This is a genomic window from Thalassospira sp. MCCC 1A01428, from assembly GCF_002115825.1.
Classification (GTDB): Bacteria; Pseudomonadota; Alphaproteobacteria; order Rhodospirillales; family Thalassospiraceae; genus Thalassospira.
Genome location: NZ_JFJZ01000002.1, coordinates 172,317 through 187,646 on the forward strand (window position 1 = coordinate 172,317; position 15,330 = coordinate 187,646).

Below are 15,330 nucleotides of genomic sequence, written 5' to 3' on the forward strand. Positions count from 1 at the left end.
ACGGGAGGCGGTGGCAAAATGCAGGATATTGAAACCCGTTTTTTGGCAATGGTACGCCAGAACCCGCATAATGATGCGATTCTGAACCGGATGGCGATATTTGGGTTGGCAGACTGGTGGTTAACCGCTGGCTGCCTGGCGCAAACGGTGTGGAATCTTCAGGCCGGGTTTGCAGTCGATGCCCATATTGCCGACTATGACCTGTTTTATTTCGATAGTGATACATCGTTTGAGGCAGAAGACCGGATGATTGCGCAAATCGCTGATGTGTTTGACGATTTACCGGTTCGGGTTGAAGTTCGCAATCAGGCGCGGGTACCGATCTGGTACGAACCAAAATTTGGCTTTCCCTATGGGCCGGTTACGTGTGCCGCCGATGGCATTGGCCGTTTTGCCTATCAAACCACGGCAATTGGCGTGGCGCAAAATCCGGCTGGCGATTGTTGTGTTCATGCGCCATTCGGTTTGGAAAATGTGATGGCGGGGCGGGTTGTGCCTAATCCGGTTTTGCCGGTGGGTGATGTTTACCGTCAGAAAACAGCTCGCTGGGGTAAAATCTGGCCCCAACTTTCCATCCAGCCATGGCCGGATGCATAACTGTTAAATTGATTTGATGTCGAAATAACCCTGTTTCAGTCTGGCTTGCGGTTCATGCGCGCGATGGTTGAGGTGGTTGAAAATCCATCGGCCAGCTGGGCCAAAAACACCTTGCCGCCATAGCCCTGAACAATATCGGCCCCAACCACGGTTTCGATGGTGTAATCCGCCCCTTTGACCAGAATATCGGGTTTTAAGGCTGAAATAACGTCGCGCGGGGTATCTTCATCAAAAATAACCACACCGCTGACGGTTTCAAGCGAGCCCAAAACGGCTGCACGGGCGGCTTCGGACTGAACCGGGCGGGTTTCACCCTTCAGGCGTTTGACCGAGGCATCGGAATTCAGGCCAATCACCAGCCGGTCGCATTGCGAGCGCGCCTGTTGCAACAGGCTGATATGGCCCGGATGAAGCAAATCAAAGCAGCCATTGGTAAAGCCAACCTTATATCCCTTGCGGCGCCAGCGTTCGACCCGATCGACCATGCGGTCCAGTTTCATCAGTTTGGCTTCACCGATCATAAGGTCATGGTGATGCAACAACGTGATCAGTTCGTCGGGGTAAACAATGGCGGTGCCGATTTTACCGACCACAATACCGGCGGCAACATTGGCAATGCGGGCCGCATCGGCGATGCTGCTGCCTGCGGCAATGCTGGCGGCAAGGCAGGCAACCACGGTGTCACCGGCACCCGAAACGTCATAAACTTCGCGGGCTTCGGTGGGTAAATGAAGCACATCGCCGTTCGACGATACCAGCGTCATGCCATCCTGGCTGCGGGTCAGCAATACATTTTCAATGTCGCAGTTTTCAATGATATGGCGTGCTGCGCGTACTGCATCGTCATCACTATTTACGGCAATGCCGGTGGCGGCTTCTGCTTCGGTCCGGTTGGGCGTTACCAGTGTTGCCCCGCGATAGCGGCTGTAATCATTGCCTTTGGGATCAACAATAACGGTTTTGCCGGCGGCACGGGCGGCGGCAATGGTCGCGCTGACGATATGGGCATCCACAAGGCCCTTGCCGTAATCTGACAGAACAATGGCGTTTACATCGGGTGTTAGCTGTGCGGCGAGTTCGCCCACATGGGTCAGAGTGATCGCAGACGGGGGTAATGTGGTTTCGTTGTCGGAGCGTAATAATTGCTGACCGCCCGCGATAAAGCGGGTTTTAATCGTGGTCGGGCGGTTACGTTCGATCTGGATATAGGGTTCAACCAGTTTATCGCCCGCAACATATTCCATGACCTCGCGTCCGGGCAAATCATCGCCAACCATTGATAAAAATTTGACGGCTGCACCAAGAGCAGTGGCATTGCGCACCACATTGCCAGCCCCACCCAGCATTGCGCTTTCGCGTTGTACCCGAATAACCGGAATGGGGGCTTCGGGCGAAATGCGTGTGACAGACCCATAAACAAACCGGTCCAGCATGACATCGCCAATACAAAGGATTTTGGCATTGCCTAAATCTTCAACCAAACGGGCAAGGTGGCTAAGGTCGGTCATCGGCGGCACTTTCGGGTTTAGGGGCTGTTGGGTGTGGCAGGCAATGCAGGCAATAGTTGTGGCAGGGTAAAACTAGTCGCGCAGGCCCAGCCGGTATTCCAGAATACCCACCAGCATCTGGCCCAGCATGATGTGCATTTCCTGAATGCGGGCGGTGGTCTGGCTGGGGACGATCATTACCGGGTCACACAAGGCGGCCATGTCGCCGCCCGAACGCCCAGTCCAGCCAGTGGCAACCAGGCCCATTTCAGTGGCTTTTTTTAGTGCCAGATTAACATTTTTGCTGTTACCTGACGTTGAAATGCCAATGGCGATGTCACCGGGTTTGCCCAGGGCTTCGATCTGGCGTTCAAACAAATGATCAAAGCCGAAATCATTGCCGATGGCCGTCAGAGCTGAACTGTCGGTGGTTAATGCAATCGCAGGCAGGGCACGGCGGTTATGGACATAGCGAACCGTGAATTCAGTGGCGATATGCTGGGCATCGCCCGCAGAACCACCATTGCCAAAAAACAGCAATTTGTTGCCGGCGTTAAAGGCATCAGCGCACAGGTCAACCAGCTTGATAAACGGGTCGCGGGTGGCCTCGCGGGTTTTGTTGACCAGATCAAAATGCTCGTCAAATTCGGCATCAAAAAACGTGTTAATGTCCATTTTTCGGCTCATATCTTAATTTTTGAAAGTGTCAGCCACATCACGCGATCAGGTCACGGAAACAGTGGAAAGTGAGTTTGGCGATCGGGGTGATCATAGCGGTCGTGTTACAGGGCCTGTGTCCCGCCATGCCAGGAATTTCGATCGGGCCGGTTATCAGGGTGCGATAGCGTCGCCATATATCAATCCACAATCTTTCACGGTAATGATCGCGGCGAAACTAGCACTTTGGTTTGTGTGTGGCTACGGCTTATCAGACTGAAAGTAATGGAAGCATTCAAGAAAATATTCGACAATTGTTGGGTGTTGGATACATATGCTGTTAACGATAGGACGTTATATTATTCTTGAATCCGTATTTTCGGATTAAATGTGCAAATAACCGGGTAAACATGTCTGACAATTCATTACCCTCACCCGAGGCATTTCTGGTTGATTATGTCCGGCGGCTGGAACGTCGCAGGCAGGGTGTGGGTGCTGTCCATGTGCATATCTCGAAATTGCAAAACTATAACCGTCGCGAACATCATATTCGCACTTGCCTGACAGCGTTTGAAGACCTGGTGCCCGTTGTTACCGGGCGATTGTTTTTTCTGACCAATCAGGACATTATCTTTATCTATGAGCAAAAATACGTCGACGAAGTAAATGCGGCCATTTTTCGCCTGAAATTCCTGTTTAATGATGACCCGTTATTAAGCGAGGGCAAGGGGCCCGATGGTCTGCCGGGCAGCTTTACCGATTTTTTTGATGTCGATAAGGAATACAAGGATTTCCTGCATTTAACCCAGCGTCTGGTGCGCAGCAATGCAGGCCGGGAAAAAACCGTTAGCGAAGCCGCCCAGCGCCATAATGACGTTCCTGACCAAAATCAGGACGGGGCACCGTTAACGCCAAAAATTCTTAGCCGGATTGACGAGGCCCTGCGCCGTGCCGATCTGTCGAACCTGATGCGACGTCAGGCAATTTGCGCTGTGGTCGGTGGGGCCCAGCCCACCCCGGTTTTTCACGAACTGTTTATTTCGATCCGCGATTTGCAGCATACCTTGTTGCCCGATATCAATGTGACATCCAATCGCTGGCTGTTTCAGCATCTGACCGAAATTCTGGATCGCCGGATGCTGGCCTTGCTGTCACGCACCAATGACACCAGTGTTTCAGGTTCTGTCAGCATTAATTTGAATGTATCAACCCTGCTGTCGCCCGAATTTCTGACCTTTGACAGTAATGTAAAGGCCGGGCAGCGCGGAACGATTGTGCTGGAACTACAAAAGATCGATATTTTTGCCGATCTCGGGGCTTATTTCTTTGCCCGCGATTTTTGCCGGGACCGGGGTTATCGCATTAGCATTGATGGCATCAGCCATCTTTCCCTGCCCTATATCAATCGCAATAAACTGGGTGTTGATACCATCAAATTGATGTGGTCACCGGAAATGAGCGAGCTTTCGGCAGAGAAGGTGGATGAAATTCGCGAGGCCATTAATGTGGCGGGCGATACCCGTGTAATCATGTGCCGTTGTGATGACCAGACAGCGATTGATTTTGGCCATTCGGTGAATATCACCATGTTTCAGGGGCGCTATGTTGAACAGCTTTTGAACGAATATGCGCGGGCCAAAAAATAAAGCCTGATCCGAAGATCAGGACATGTAGCGCAGCTGAAAACCGAAACACCGCCAGAAAATGTACTGGCGGTGTTGCAATTTTCAGGGATGACTACGAAACGGGTTCGGGTTGGTCATCAGTTAAGTGATCTTCGTTATCAGGGAGTTTCACGGGTGCTGACATGGGCGGTTTCAAAAGTTGCCATACCGTTATGACATTCGGCTGCAGCGCGCAGCAATGGTAATGTCAATGCTGCCCCTGACCCCTCGCCCAGGCGCATGTTGAAGTCCAGCAATGGTTTTTTGCCCAGTTTCTCGATCAGGTTTTTGTGGCCCGGTTCAGCAGACATATGCCCGATCAGACAATGATCCAGGGCATCTTCGCGCATTTTAAATAAAATGGCGGCTGCTGCACAGGATACATAGCCGTCAAGCACCACCGGAACCCGCAGGAACCGTGCCGCCAGAATGGCGCCAGCCATTGCCGCAATTTCACGTCCGCCCACACAGCGCAAAACACCCAGGGCATCGGCCATCTGGTTGCGATGTAATATCACGGCATCGCCGACCACCCGGGTTTTGCGGGCCAGTGTTGTGTCATCGATGCCGGTTCCACGACCGGTCCAGTCGGCGGGAGTACCACCAAACAGGGCATGGGCAATGGCAGCGGCGGCGGTGGTGTTGCCAATGCCCATTTCACCGGGTACAAAAATATCAATGCCGGGTTCAACCGCGCTCATGCCAAAGGCCATGGCTTCGGCGCAATCTTCGTCCAGCATGGCGGCTTCGCGGCTGAAGTCATTGGTGGGAATTTCAAGGGCCACTTCCATGACCCGCAATTCGGCGTCTACCGCCTTGCAAATCTGGTTGATCGCGGCACCGCCATTGATAAAGTTTTCCACCATCTGCTGGTTTACACTGGCAGGAAAGGCGGAAACACCCTGTTCACATACGCCATGGCTGCCGGCAAAAATGGTAACACGCGGGCGGCTTGCGCGGGGCCGCGCACTTCCTTGCCAGCTTGCCAGCCACAGGCTGATCTCTTCCAGCCGCCCAAGCGAGCCTTCAGGCTTGGTCAATTGCGGTTCGCGCGCCAGAACAGCATCGCGGGCCGTTGCGTCGGCGGCGGGAAGATCGGCCATAAGGGTACGGATATCATCCAGATTTTGCGGCGGATGTTTGGGATCGAACATGAATTTGGTCTCCGGGCGGCAGGAAGTGCCAAGGGCAATGGAGCTTGGCTTTGGTGCGCACCATGATTAGTCTGCCCATAGTGAAATTGCCAGTTTGAAAATGGGAAATTGCCGGTGCAACAAAATCAGCCGCCTTTTAATGCCCGGCCAGTGCAGGGTGTCGTGCCGGAAAAAACAGCGGATGAAAAAACTGATGATCGCGACGCACAAGATATGACAGATGCACAAAATCGCGATGATACGGGCTTTTACAGCATGGTTTGCGGTGATTTTGGCCGGGCAGTGATGCTGTTGTCGCGTATACCGTGGCCTGCAGATGTTCAGTTTCGGCCAACTTTGATTGCCCGTTCGGTCTGGTGTTGGCCTTTGGCCGGGTTGTTTCTGGCCGGGCTGGCGGTTTTACCTGCCCTGGCCCTGTTATGGTTAAGCGGTAATAACGGGCTTGCTGCTGTTTTTGCCATTCTGACAATGGTGGTTTTAACTGGCGCCCTGCACGAGGATGGCCTGGCGGATTGCGCAGATGGTTTCGGTGGCGGAATAACACGTGATCGCAAACTTGAAATCATGCGCGATAGCCGAATTGGCAGTTACGGTGTCGTTGCACTGGTTCTGGCGTTTGCGGCGCGTTTTTTTATCGCCGTGCAGGCGTTTGATCTGGGCATTTTCATCACGGCGACGATCATAACGGCAATGTTTTCGCGCCTGGCGATGCCGGTTTTGATGATGGGTCTATCCCCGGCACGGTCCGATGGTTTGGGGCATGGGGCCGGACGACCGGGGGTAATTCCATTTTTGATTGCGCTGTTAAGCGTGCTGCTGGTTACCATCATTCTTGGCGGTGCGGTGATGATGCTGGCCGGCTTATTGGCACTGGCTTGTGCCTGTCTGGTTGTCGGGTTTGTTGCCAAATGGCAAATCGGTGGTCATAGCGGTGATGTTTTGGGAAGTGCACAGATGATCGCGGAAATTTTTGTTGCGATTGCGATCCTCTCTGTCGCTGTGCGGGGAATGTGATGAGTGGCTTTGCCGTTACGCGCTGGTGGTTGGTCCGCCATGCCCCGGTCAATAATCCGGATGGCGTTATTTATGGTCGTACTGATTTGCCAGCCATTTTTGAAGATGACGGTTTGCTAAAACGGGTTAGCGCAGCCTTGCCAGAAGATGCGATCCGGGTGGCGAGTAATTTGGCACGCAGTATTGATACGTTAAAACGCCTTAGCCTTTCGCAGCGCGACCAGCTTGACATCAAGGTGATACCAGCCCTGGCCGAACAGGATTTCGGGGTTTGGGAAGGACAAAGATGGGCCGGTATCCCCGCCGAGCAGGCCCGTATGTTTTGGGATGATTATGCCAGTTCCGTGCCGCCAGGGGGGGAAAGCTTTAATCAGCTTGCAGTTCGGGTTGGCGAGGCCTTTCATGCCCTGACGACGGAATATGCAGGGCGAAATATTGTGGCTGTTTTACATGGCGGCTCGATACGTGCCATTCTGGCATCTATATTAGGTACGCCGCCTGCGGCATCATTGTCATTTGATGTCGCCCCGCTTGCCATCACCCGGGTTGATTATCTTGATGCGCCAGATAATCCCGGTTGGCGTATTGGCAGTGTTAATCTGATGTTATAAGGCGCGTTTTTGCCGATAGCCGAATTTCCCGGTTGATATTATTGTTTGTTTTGAATCCGGTATGATGTCTTCGGGCACAGTCCAACGGCGTTAGTTGCCTGTTTTTCCCTTGCTGCTATCCCGGCCATTACCGGAAATTATGGTAATGGCCAAAACGGCGCTGATCCCCTGATCAGGCCGATTGACGGTTTTCGTTTTCATCACTATTGGCGGTAAATTCGGACAAAAACCGGTCCAGATTGTCGTGGGCGATATTGTGTTTAACGGCAAGATCGTTCAGATCAGAAAGATATGCCTTGTAATATTCAAGCGGCCGGCTACGGGACTTGCCGCGCAAGCGATTGGTCCGGGGGAAATCCTCGGTAAATTCGCTGCTTTCAATCACGCCCGAAATCGAATCATCAAGGATCGCTGCCGGGATACCTTCATACATTTTACCGCAGGCAGACAGCATTTTGCTGGCCGTCGGAACAGAGATTCCCGGCTGTCCCAACAAATGATTCAGGCCATTATCGTCAAAGCTGTCGCATTCAAACAAGGTCACCAGAGTTGGCAAGTCGCGCACCAGCAACGATAACGCGTTTACACGAATACCCCGTGCGTGGGCCCAGATGATTGCTGCAACCATACCCAGTTCACGGTCGGCCTTGTAAAGGGCGCGCACCTGGCGGCGACGCAGAACGACTTCATGGTCGTCTGCATGCTGTTCCAGAAAACTGGAAAAGTGGGGCGCGTCATTTTGCAGCCGGTCCAGCAATTTTGTCCACATATCGCGACGCGAGGTGGTTTGCCAGATCAACAGTTCCTGGGTCCGGATCTTTTCGACATAGTTTTCTATAGCCATTGGGATAAACAATTTTGTTGTTATCTGGAATGATGGTTAGCAGACAGCGCTCGGTTCCCATACACCCGGGTTTTCCCGGTGTGTTCGATATCAGCAAGTTCCATTCCGTATTTTTATTGTTTTCATGTTCTCTCAAAGGATTCCCCGTCTCAACATATCAATTCTTACAAATACTGACCTTTAGTCTAGTAGCGGTTTATGCATTAAGGAGGGGGCGGGAAATTATAAGGGGGGGATTTTGCCATATGGTTATGCTTAAGCCCGGAAATCTGCGGTGGGGCGGTTCGGCTTTTATATGGCAGCGCCTGTTTAATTTCTGTTTTGCAGGACTGTTTTTCAGCTAGCAGCAAAGTGATCTCAACAGTCTGATTTTATTGATATTTGCAACCAATACGGTTCGGTTGAATCTGCAATGCGCCTATTGGGGGAAATCTGAAAGGGCGACGCGGCCTCTTCTATTAACGAGTCTTTTGGGCTAGGGTGCGTCGCTGTTTGGTAATGGGAAATCCGGTGCAAGGCCGGTGCTGCCCCCGCAACTGTATCGGGATGGGTTATTTACGGCAGGTACGCCCTGTCACCCACTTAAGGATTGGTTTGAAAGTCCTTTGGGAAGGGAAATAACTGACATGCCCGAAGCCAGGAAACCTGCCAAAAGCGATCCGCGTGCAAGTGTGCCGGATCTATGCAACCGGGTCTCGGGTGGAGACCATAGCGCAAGGAACCGACGGGCCATGGCCCCAACTGTAATTGAAAGCGGCGTTCACCTGATATTGGGGGGGGCGCGTTCCGGCAAAAGCAAATTTGCCGAAGACATGGTCATTGCTGCCGGCGGGGGCACCTATATTGCCACCGGGCGCGCGTGGGATGACGAAATGCGCGATCGTATCAGCCATCATAAACAACGCCGTGGTCCGCTTTGGGCCACGATAGAGGAACCGCATGACTTATGCGGGGTTTTGTCGCGATTAGATCAGCACAGCGAAGGACCGGTTCTGGTCGATTGTCTGACCCTGTGGATCACCAATCTTATGATCAATGAAGACAATATTGATCAGGAAGTTGATCAACTGTGTGATCTGTTGCCCCGGCTGGCTTTGCCGGTATTGCTGGTGTCAAACGAGGTTGGCTTTGGCATTGTCCCCGAAAATGCCATGGCACGGGCCTTTCGTGATCATGCCGGGCGCTTGCATCAGCGTGTTGCCGCCCTTGCCCGGCGCGTGACCCTGGTGGTTGCGGGCATTCCGATGACGGTTAAATAATTTCATATCCGATGTTTGAACATCCGATTTTATCAAGGATTTAAAGACTATGGCGCATTTGGGTAAAATCCCCGCTACTGTGATTACCGGCTTTTTGGGTGCGGGCAAAACCACCATGATTCGCAACATGCTGCAAAATGCCGGAGGCAAGCGCATTGCCCTGATTATTAATGAATTTGGCGATGTCGGCGTTGACATGGAAGTCATCAATGGCTGTGGCATTGAAGGCTGTGCGGAAGAAGATGTGGTTGAACTGGCCAATGGCTGCATTTGCTGCACGGTTGCAGATGATTTTGTCCCGACCATGCAAAAATTGCTGGACCGCGAGACACCGCCGGATCATATCGTTATCGAAACTTCTGGTTTGGCTTTGCCCAAGCCGCTGGTCAAGGCGTTTAACTGGCCGGAAATCCGCTCGCGCGTGACGGTGGATGGTGTTGTTGCCGTGCTGGATGCCGCGGCCCTGCGTGACGGGTTATTTGCCCACGACCATGCCGCCGTGCAGGCCCTGCGTGAAGCAGATGATAATCTGGACCACGAAAGCCCGCTGGAGGAACTGTTTGAAGAACAGCTTCATTGTGCCGATATGGTGGTTCTTAATAAAACTGACCTGTTAAGCAGCGATGAACTGGTTAAGGTCGAGGCCGACATTCGGGCGGAGCTGAAACGCCCGTCGGTCAAGATCATTTCAACGGAGCATGCACGCATTGAAAATGCCGTTTTGTTGGGCCTGGGTGCGGCTGCCGAAGATGACCTGGAAAGCCGCCCGTCCCATCATGATGACGGGCATGAGCATGACCACGACGATTTTGAAAGTTTTGTCGTGACACTGGATGATGTTAACGATCCGGCCCTGCTGGAACAACGTCTGATTGCGGTGGTGCGTGACTTTGACGTGTTGCGCATCAAGGGCTTTGTTAATGTGCCGGGCAAGGCCATGCGCCATGTGGTGCAGGGCGTTGGGGAACGGTTTCAGCGTTATTTTGACCGCCCGTGGCAAGAAGGCGAAAGCCGCCAGTCGCGTTTGGTGGTGATTGGCTTGCATGACATGGACCAGGCCGCGATTGCCAAGGCCATTTTGGCCGCCTGAAAAAGTCAGAACGGGCGGGGAAATGCCATTGCATAACCCCGCCCTGTTTTTTGATCGGCAGGGTTATGCCCTGCCGGTATTTCTGCGCCCATTTTACCAGACAGGTTCTGTTTATGCACTTACTTGCCGCACAGCCGGGCACGATCACCGATGGTAGCGAAGCCGTCGATCTGGGGCAAAGCCCTGGTGATGTTGTTATTCTTTCGGCGGCAGAATCCGAACTGGCCTGTCTGGCATCGGCGCAAACCGGTTTACAGACGGAGTTTGATGGCACTGTTCCGTCGCTGCGCCTGGCTAGTTTGTTACAGCTCGGCCATAACATGTCGGTTGATTTGTATCTGGATGATGTGGTGTCCCATGCCCGTTTTATCATTGTCCGGGTGCTGGGGGGGCGTGGTTATTGGGAATATGGTGTTGAACAACTGGTTGCCCATGCGCGCGACAACGATATTCCGCTGGTTTTGTTGCCCGGCGATGATCAGCCCGACGGGGAAATGCTGTCGCTTTCAACCCTGAAAGGTCAGGCGTGGCAACAAATATGGCGCTATCTGGTCGAAGGTGGGCCGGGCAATGCAGGCAATTTGTTGCGATATGTTTATCAATATTTGACCCCGGATACTGACTGGCACTGGCAACCCCCGGCCCCACTGGTTAAGGCCGGTCTCTATTGGCCCGGCACAACGGGAATGTCGTTGGCCGAAATTGGGGCCAAATGGCACGCAGATCGACCGGTGGCGGCAATTGTGTTTTACCGTGCGCTGGTTCAGGCGGGTAACCTTGACGTGATTGACGCCCTGATTGGCGCGTTGGATGTTGCCGGGATCAATGCCCTGCCCGTTTTTGTGTCCAGCCTGAAAGATCCGGTGGCCGCTGCCCTGGTGGCAGAATGGCTGGCGCAATCGCGATCAGATCTGATTTTAAATACCACTGGTTTTGCCCTTGCCGTGCCGGGGGCCGTGCGCGGCGAAAGCCCTTTTGACGCGGTGGATGCACCGGTGATGCAGGTGGTGTTATCGGGCGGTAGTGCCGCGGCATGGCGCGACGGGGTTAACGGGCTGGCCGCACGCGACATCGCCATGAATGTCGCCCTGCCCGAGGTGGATGGGCGGATATTTTCCCGTGCTATTTCGTTTAAGGGATCTGCCGGGCGTGATGCGCTAACGCAAATTGACCTGGTTAAATATATCCCGGTGGCTGATCGGGTGGGTTTTGTCGCCCAACTGGCGGCAAACTGGGTGCGGTTGCGCCAAACCCCGGTGGCCGAAAAACGGGTGGCAATGGTGATGGCAAATTACCCCAACCGCGATGCCCGCCTTGGCAACGGGGTGGGCCTTGATACGCCCGCTGGTATGATGGAAACCCTGCACGCCATGCAGGCCGCTGGCTATGACATATGCGACATGCCTGATGATGGCGCGGATTTGATTGCCCGGGTCAAGGCGGGGCCAACCAACGATTTTAAATCGCTTGATCAGCGTGTTGTGCGCGTTACCCTGCCCGTCGCCGATTATCGTGCTGCATTTGCGGCCCTGCCCGGTTCTATTCGTACGCAGGTCACAGATCGTTGGGGCGCACCGGAAACAGACCCGTTTTATCGCGCGTCGCCGGGCGGGTTTGTTTTATCAATTGTGCCCGTGGGCAATGTTGTGATCGGGCTGCAACCGGCGCGCGGCTATAATATTGACCCGCTCGAAAGTTATCATTCCCCCGATCTGGTGCCACCGCACAGCTATTTTGCCTTTTATATCTGGCTGCGGCACAGCTTTGATGCCCATGCCATTATTCATTTTGGCAAACACGGCAATATGGAATGGTTGCCGGGCAAATCGCTGGCTTTGTCCGAAAATTGCTTTCCCGAGGCCGTTTTGGGCCCCACCCCGCATTTATACCCGTTTATCGTCAACGACCCCGGCGAAGGTACACAGGCGAAACGCCGCGCCCAGGCCGTGATTATCGACCACCTGACCCCGCCTTTAACCCGTGCCGAAAGTTACGGTCCGCTGAAGGATATGGAGGCTTTGGTTGATGAATATTACGATGCTGCTGCCGTTGATCCGCGCCGGTTAAAGCTGCTCAAGCGCGATATTCTGGAACTGGCCGTGCGCATTGGGCTGGACCGCGATTGCGGTATCGCACCGGGCGAAGACGAAGAATCTGCCCTGGCAAAGCTCGACAATTATTTGTGCGAGCTGAAAGAACTGCAAATCCGTGATGGTTTGCATATTTTTGGCAAGGCCCCGGAAGGTCGCCTGTTGACCGATTTGCTGGTGGCTCTTGCGCGCCTGCCGCGCGGCAAGGATGCCGGGGCAACGGCGTCACTGCACCGTGCGCTGGTGCGCGATTTGCTGCCAGACCTTGAAACAGCGTTTGACCCGCTTGATTGTGTGATGGGCGATGTGTGGCAAGGTGACCGCCCGCAGGCCTTGCGCGATTATGACGCGGTTTGCGGCGCGTGGCGCACCCATGGCGATACGGTGGAACGGCTGGAATTACTGGCGATGGATCTGGTGGCGGGGAAAAAAGCCGCCCCAGGTGATTGGGGTCAGACCACGGATGTTATTTGCGATATCGAAACATCCCTGCGCCCGGCGATAACCCGATGCGGTACTGCCGAGATTAACGGGCTTTTGCGCGGGCTGGCGGGCAAGTTTGTCGAACCGGGGCCATCGGGTGCCCCGACACGCGGCAGACCCGACGTTTTACCGACCGGGCGAAATTTTTATTCGGTCGATACCCGAACCGTCCCAACCCCGGCGGCATGGCAACTGGGGTGGAAGTCGGCCGAATTGTTGCTGGAACGCCATGTGCAGGAACATGGCGAATGGCCAGCGGCCCTTGGCCTGTCGGTGTGGGGGACCAGCAACATGCGCACAGGCGGCGATGACATTGCCCAGGCGATGGCGATGATGGGGGTCAAACCAACATGGGATTCCGCATCGCGCCGGGTGACCGGGTTTGAAATTATTCCGATCACGTTATTGGGCCGACCGCGCATCGACATTACCCTGCGCATTTCCGGGTTTTTCCGCGATGCTTTTCCCGGATTGATCGATTTGTTTGACAGTGCCGTGCGCGCGGTGGCGGCCCTGCGCGATGAACCGGCTGATATGAACCCGATTGCCCGGCGGGTTCGCGCCGAAACAGCCAAGCTGACAGCCGACGGTGTTGATGCCGTTTTGGCAGAGAGACAGGTGGCGTTTCGTGTTTTTGGTTCCAAACCGGGGGCCTATGGGGCCGGTTTGCAGGCAATGATCGATGAAAAATTGTGGGAGAACGAAGCCGACCTTGCCGATGCCTATCTGGCATGGGGCAGTTATGCCTATGGTAACGGGGCCAGCGGCGAAGCGGCCCGCGATGTTTTTGAAACCCGGCTGGGGGCAGTGGATGCCATCGTTCATAATCAGGATAACCGCGAGCATGATTTGCTCGATTCTGACGATTATTATCAATTCGAAGGTGGAATGACATCGGCGGTGCGCCATATATCGGGCCAGCAACCGGTTATTTACCATAACGACCATTCCCGCCCTGAAAGCCCCAAAATACGGACCCTGGACGAAGAAATCGCCCGGGTGGTGCGGGCGCGCGTGGTGAATCCCAAATGGATCAACGGGGTTATGCGACACGGTTATAAAGGGGCGTTTGAAATGGCGGCAACGGTGGATTACCTGTTTGCTTTTGCCGCAACCGCACGCTGTGTTGCCAACCATCATTTTGATCTGGTTTATGATGCCTATCTGGGTGACGACGCGGTGCGCGATTTTATCGCCACCCATAACCCCGATGCCCTGAAAGACATTCGCGACCGCCTGGCCGAGGCCATTGACCGCGGATTATGGCAACCAAAGCGTAATAGTGTGGCTGCCGATTTAATGGCGGGGCGCGATGAAGCACGGTAAAGCGATGTGGCTGGAAAAAATTGCCTTTTTTGCAAGGTCTTGCCTGATTTTATCAACCCCGCTTCTGATGCTGCCAGCAATTGCCACGGCCACCCCCCAAAAGGCAGCGGCAACGTGGTTACCTGTCCCCAACAGGGCGCTGCATTGGCAATTGCAGGGCGATGTCGTGCCCGCACCGGGAACAAAGGTTATTGACAGCGATTTATTCGATACACCGGCCAAACAGGTGAAAAAATGGCGCGATCAGGGGCTTTATCCTGTGTGCTATGTCAATGTGGGGGCCTTCGAGGACTGGCGTGACGATGCATCTGATTTTCCCGACGACGTGATCGGGGCGGTTTATGATGGCTGGCAAGGTGAAAGATGGCTGGATGTTCATCACTTTACCAAATTTGCATCGATCATTGAAGCGCGGCTGGATTTATGTGCCCGCAAAGGTTTTTTGGCTGTCGAGCCTGATAATATTGATGGTTATGATAATGAAACCGGGTTCGATATAACCCGCGATGACCAAGTGGCCTATCTGCATTGGCTGATCGATCAGGCCCACAAACGCCAATTGGCAATCGGGCAAAAAAATGCCCCCGATTTGATCGATGAACTGGTGGGGGATATGGATTTTGCCCTGCTTGAATCCGCGTGGCGAGATGATTTTTTATCGGATTACATACCGTACCGTCGACAAAACAAGCCGGTTTTTGCCGTGGAATACCGTGAAGACGGCGCCTCTCTGGCCGCTATATGCCCGGATATAAAGCAATATGGGTTTGTCGGAATGGTGGCAAATTATGATCTGGCTGGCCAGGTTGAAACCTGTCCCTGAGACCGTATGATTTTGAAAATACGGGTCGGTTTACGGGGGTGGCATTTTCGCAATTTGGCAACCTATACGCAACCGGGCGGGATGTAATTTGATTTTTGAATCGATATAGAAACAATTATTTTCATCTGTATATTGTGGCAAATCTGCCGCGATACCCCAAAAAGTGGAATTTCGGAACATTTGGGTAAAGTTTAACGTTTCGAAACTGGGTGATTTATGCGTTAATAGATT

Annotated in this window: 12 protein-coding genes and 1 riboswitch; of the genes, 8 read left to right on the forward strand and 4 right to left on the reverse strand. The window is 53.7% G+C overall.

What is annotated here, in order from left to right; all coding sequences use genetic code 11:
* The first annotated feature begins 18 nt into the window (after positions 1 to 18).
* Entirely contained in the window at positions 19 to 597 is a 579-nt protein-coding gene (locus tag THS27_RS02445) for a nucleotidyltransferase family protein (RefSeq protein WP_085587514.1), read from the forward strand.
* Positions 598 to 632: 35 nt separating this feature from the next.
* Here THS27_RS02445 and rfaE1 read toward each other — a convergent pair whose 3' ends face one another.
* Complete coding sequence (gene rfaE1, locus THS27_RS02450; RefSeq protein WP_085587516.1) at positions 633 to 2,105, reverse strand: D-glycero-beta-D-manno-heptose-7-phosphate kinase; 1,473 nt, start codon at positions 2,103 to 2,105, stop codon at positions 633 to 635.
* Positions 2,106 to 2,177: 72 nt separating this feature from the next.
* Positions 2,178 to 2,759 (reverse strand): D-sedoheptulose 7-phosphate isomerase, encoded by a 582-nt coding sequence (locus THS27_RS02455; protein ID WP_085587518.1) that lies wholly within the window; start codon positions 2,757 to 2,759, stop codon positions 2,178 to 2,180.
* A gap of 392 nt (positions 2,760 to 3,151) precedes the next feature.
* On the opposite strand from THS27_RS02455, the gene THS27_RS02460 reads away from it, so the two are divergent.
* The gene (locus THS27_RS02460) at positions 3,152 to 4,387 is read left to right on the forward strand and encodes a hypothetical protein (RefSeq protein ID WP_085587520.1); all 1,236 of its coding nucleotides are present in this window, start codon (positions 3,152 to 3,154) and stop codon (positions 4,385 to 4,387) included.
* Positions 4,388 to 4,524: 137 nt separating this feature from the next.
* On the opposite strand, the gene cobT is transcribed toward THS27_RS02460, so the two are convergent.
* Entirely contained in the window at positions 4,525 to 5,559 is a 1,035-nt protein-coding gene (cobT, locus tag THS27_RS02465) for a nicotinate-nucleotide--dimethylbenzimidazole phosphoribosyltransferase (RefSeq protein WP_085587522.1), read from the reverse strand.
* A gap of 114 nt (positions 5,560 to 5,673) precedes the next feature.
* On the opposite strand from cobT, the gene THS27_RS02470 reads away from it, so the two are divergent.
* Both THS27_RS02470 and THS27_RS02475 read left to right on the forward strand, forming a co-directional pair.
* Positions 5,674 to 6,573 (forward strand): adenosylcobinamide-GDP ribazoletransferase, encoded by a 900-nt coding sequence (locus THS27_RS02470; protein ID WP_085587524.1) that lies wholly within the window; start codon positions 5,674 to 5,676, stop codon positions 6,571 to 6,573.
* A complete protein-coding gene (locus tag THS27_RS02475) occupies positions 6,573 to 7,184 on the forward strand; it encodes a histidine phosphatase family protein (RefSeq protein WP_085587526.1) in 612 nt (203 codons plus the stop codon). The genes THS27_RS02470 and THS27_RS02475 overlap by 1 nt, the downstream gene beginning before the upstream one ends.
* 172 nt (positions 7,185 to 7,356) lie before the next feature.
* Here the strand turns inward: THS27_RS02475 and THS27_RS02480 are convergent, their stop codons facing one another.
* Positions 7,357 to 8,028: a hypothetical protein gene (locus tag THS27_RS02480; protein WP_085587528.1), complete on the reverse strand. Its 672-nt coding sequence runs from the start codon at positions 8,026 to 8,028 to the stop codon at positions 7,357 to 7,359.
* A gap of 455 nt (positions 8,029 to 8,483) precedes the next feature.
* Positions 8,484 to 8,696: riboswitch (cobalamin riboswitch) on the forward strand.
* Positions 8,697 to 8,759: 63 nt separating this feature from the next.
* Here THS27_RS02480 and cobU point away from each other — a divergent pair.
* The 4 genes from cobU to THS27_RS02500 all read left to right on the forward strand — a co-directional run bounded on the left by cobU (position 8,760) and on the right by THS27_RS02500 (position 15,099).
* Entirely contained in the window at positions 8,760 to 9,287 is a 528-nt protein-coding gene (cobU, locus tag THS27_RS02485; protein ID WP_085587530.1) for a bifunctional adenosylcobinamide kinase/adenosylcobinamide-phosphate guanylyltransferase, read from the forward strand.
* A 49-nt stretch (positions 9,288 to 9,336) separates the two neighbouring features.
* A complete protein-coding gene (gene cobW, locus THS27_RS02490; RefSeq protein ID WP_085587532.1) occupies positions 9,337 to 10,377 on the forward strand; it encodes a cobalamin biosynthesis protein CobW in 1,041 nt (346 codons plus the stop codon).
* 113 nt (positions 10,378 to 10,490) lie between these two features.
* The gene (gene cobN, locus THS27_RS02495; RefSeq protein ID WP_085587534.1) at positions 10,491 to 14,276 is read left to right on the forward strand and encodes a cobaltochelatase subunit CobN; all 3,786 of its coding nucleotides are present in this window, start codon (positions 10,491 to 10,493) and stop codon (positions 14,274 to 14,276) included.
* Positions 14,263 to 15,099, forward strand: coding sequence for an endo alpha-1,4 polygalactosaminidase (locus THS27_RS02500; protein WP_085587536.1), 837 nt, complete (start codon positions 14,263 to 14,265; stop codon positions 15,097 to 15,099). The genes cobN and THS27_RS02500 overlap by 14 nt, the downstream gene beginning before the upstream one ends.
* Positions 15,100 to 15,330: the final 231 nt, after the last annotated feature.

Bases quoted from the DNA above. Each gene is read 5' to 3' on its own strand.
- cobN (WP_085587534.1), top strand. From the start codon at position 10,491: ATGCACTTACTTGCCGCACAGCCGGGCACGATCACCGATGGTAGCGAA.
- rfaE1 (WP_085587516.1), bottom strand. From the start codon at position 2,105: ATGACCGACCTTAGCCACCTTGCCCGTTTGGTTGAAGATTTAGGCAAT.
- THS27_RS02500 (WP_085587536.1), top strand. From the start codon at position 14,263: ATGAAGCACGGTAAAGCGATGTGGCTGGAAAAAATTGCCTTTTTTGCA.
- THS27_RS02460 (WP_085587520.1), top strand. From the start codon at position 3,152: ATGTCTGACAATTCATTACCCTCACCCGAGGCATTTCTGGTTGATTAT.
- cobU (WP_085587530.1), top strand. From the start codon at position 8,760: ATGGCCCCAACTGTAATTGAAAGCGGCGTTCACCTGATATTGGGGGGG.
- cobT (WP_085587522.1), bottom strand. From the start codon at position 5,559: ATGTTCGATCCCAAACATCCGCCGCAAAATCTGGATGATATCCGTACC.
- THS27_RS02480 (WP_085587528.1), bottom strand. From the start codon at position 8,028: ATGGCTATAGAAAACTATGTCGAAAAGATCCGGACCCAGGAACTGTTG.
- cobW (WP_085587532.1), top strand. From the start codon at position 9,337: ATGGCGCATTTGGGTAAAATCCCCGCTACTGTGATTACCGGCTTTTTG.
- THS27_RS02455 (WP_085587518.1), bottom strand. From the start codon at position 2,759: ATGGACATTAACACGTTTTTTGATGCCGAATTTGACGAGCATTTTGAT.
- THS27_RS02475 (WP_085587526.1), top strand. From the start codon at position 6,573: ATGAGTGGCTTTGCCGTTACGCGCTGGTGGTTGGTCCGCCATGCCCCG.
- THS27_RS02445 (WP_085587514.1), top strand. From the start codon at position 19: ATGCAGGATATTGAAACCCGTTTTTTGGCAATGGTACGCCAGAACCCG.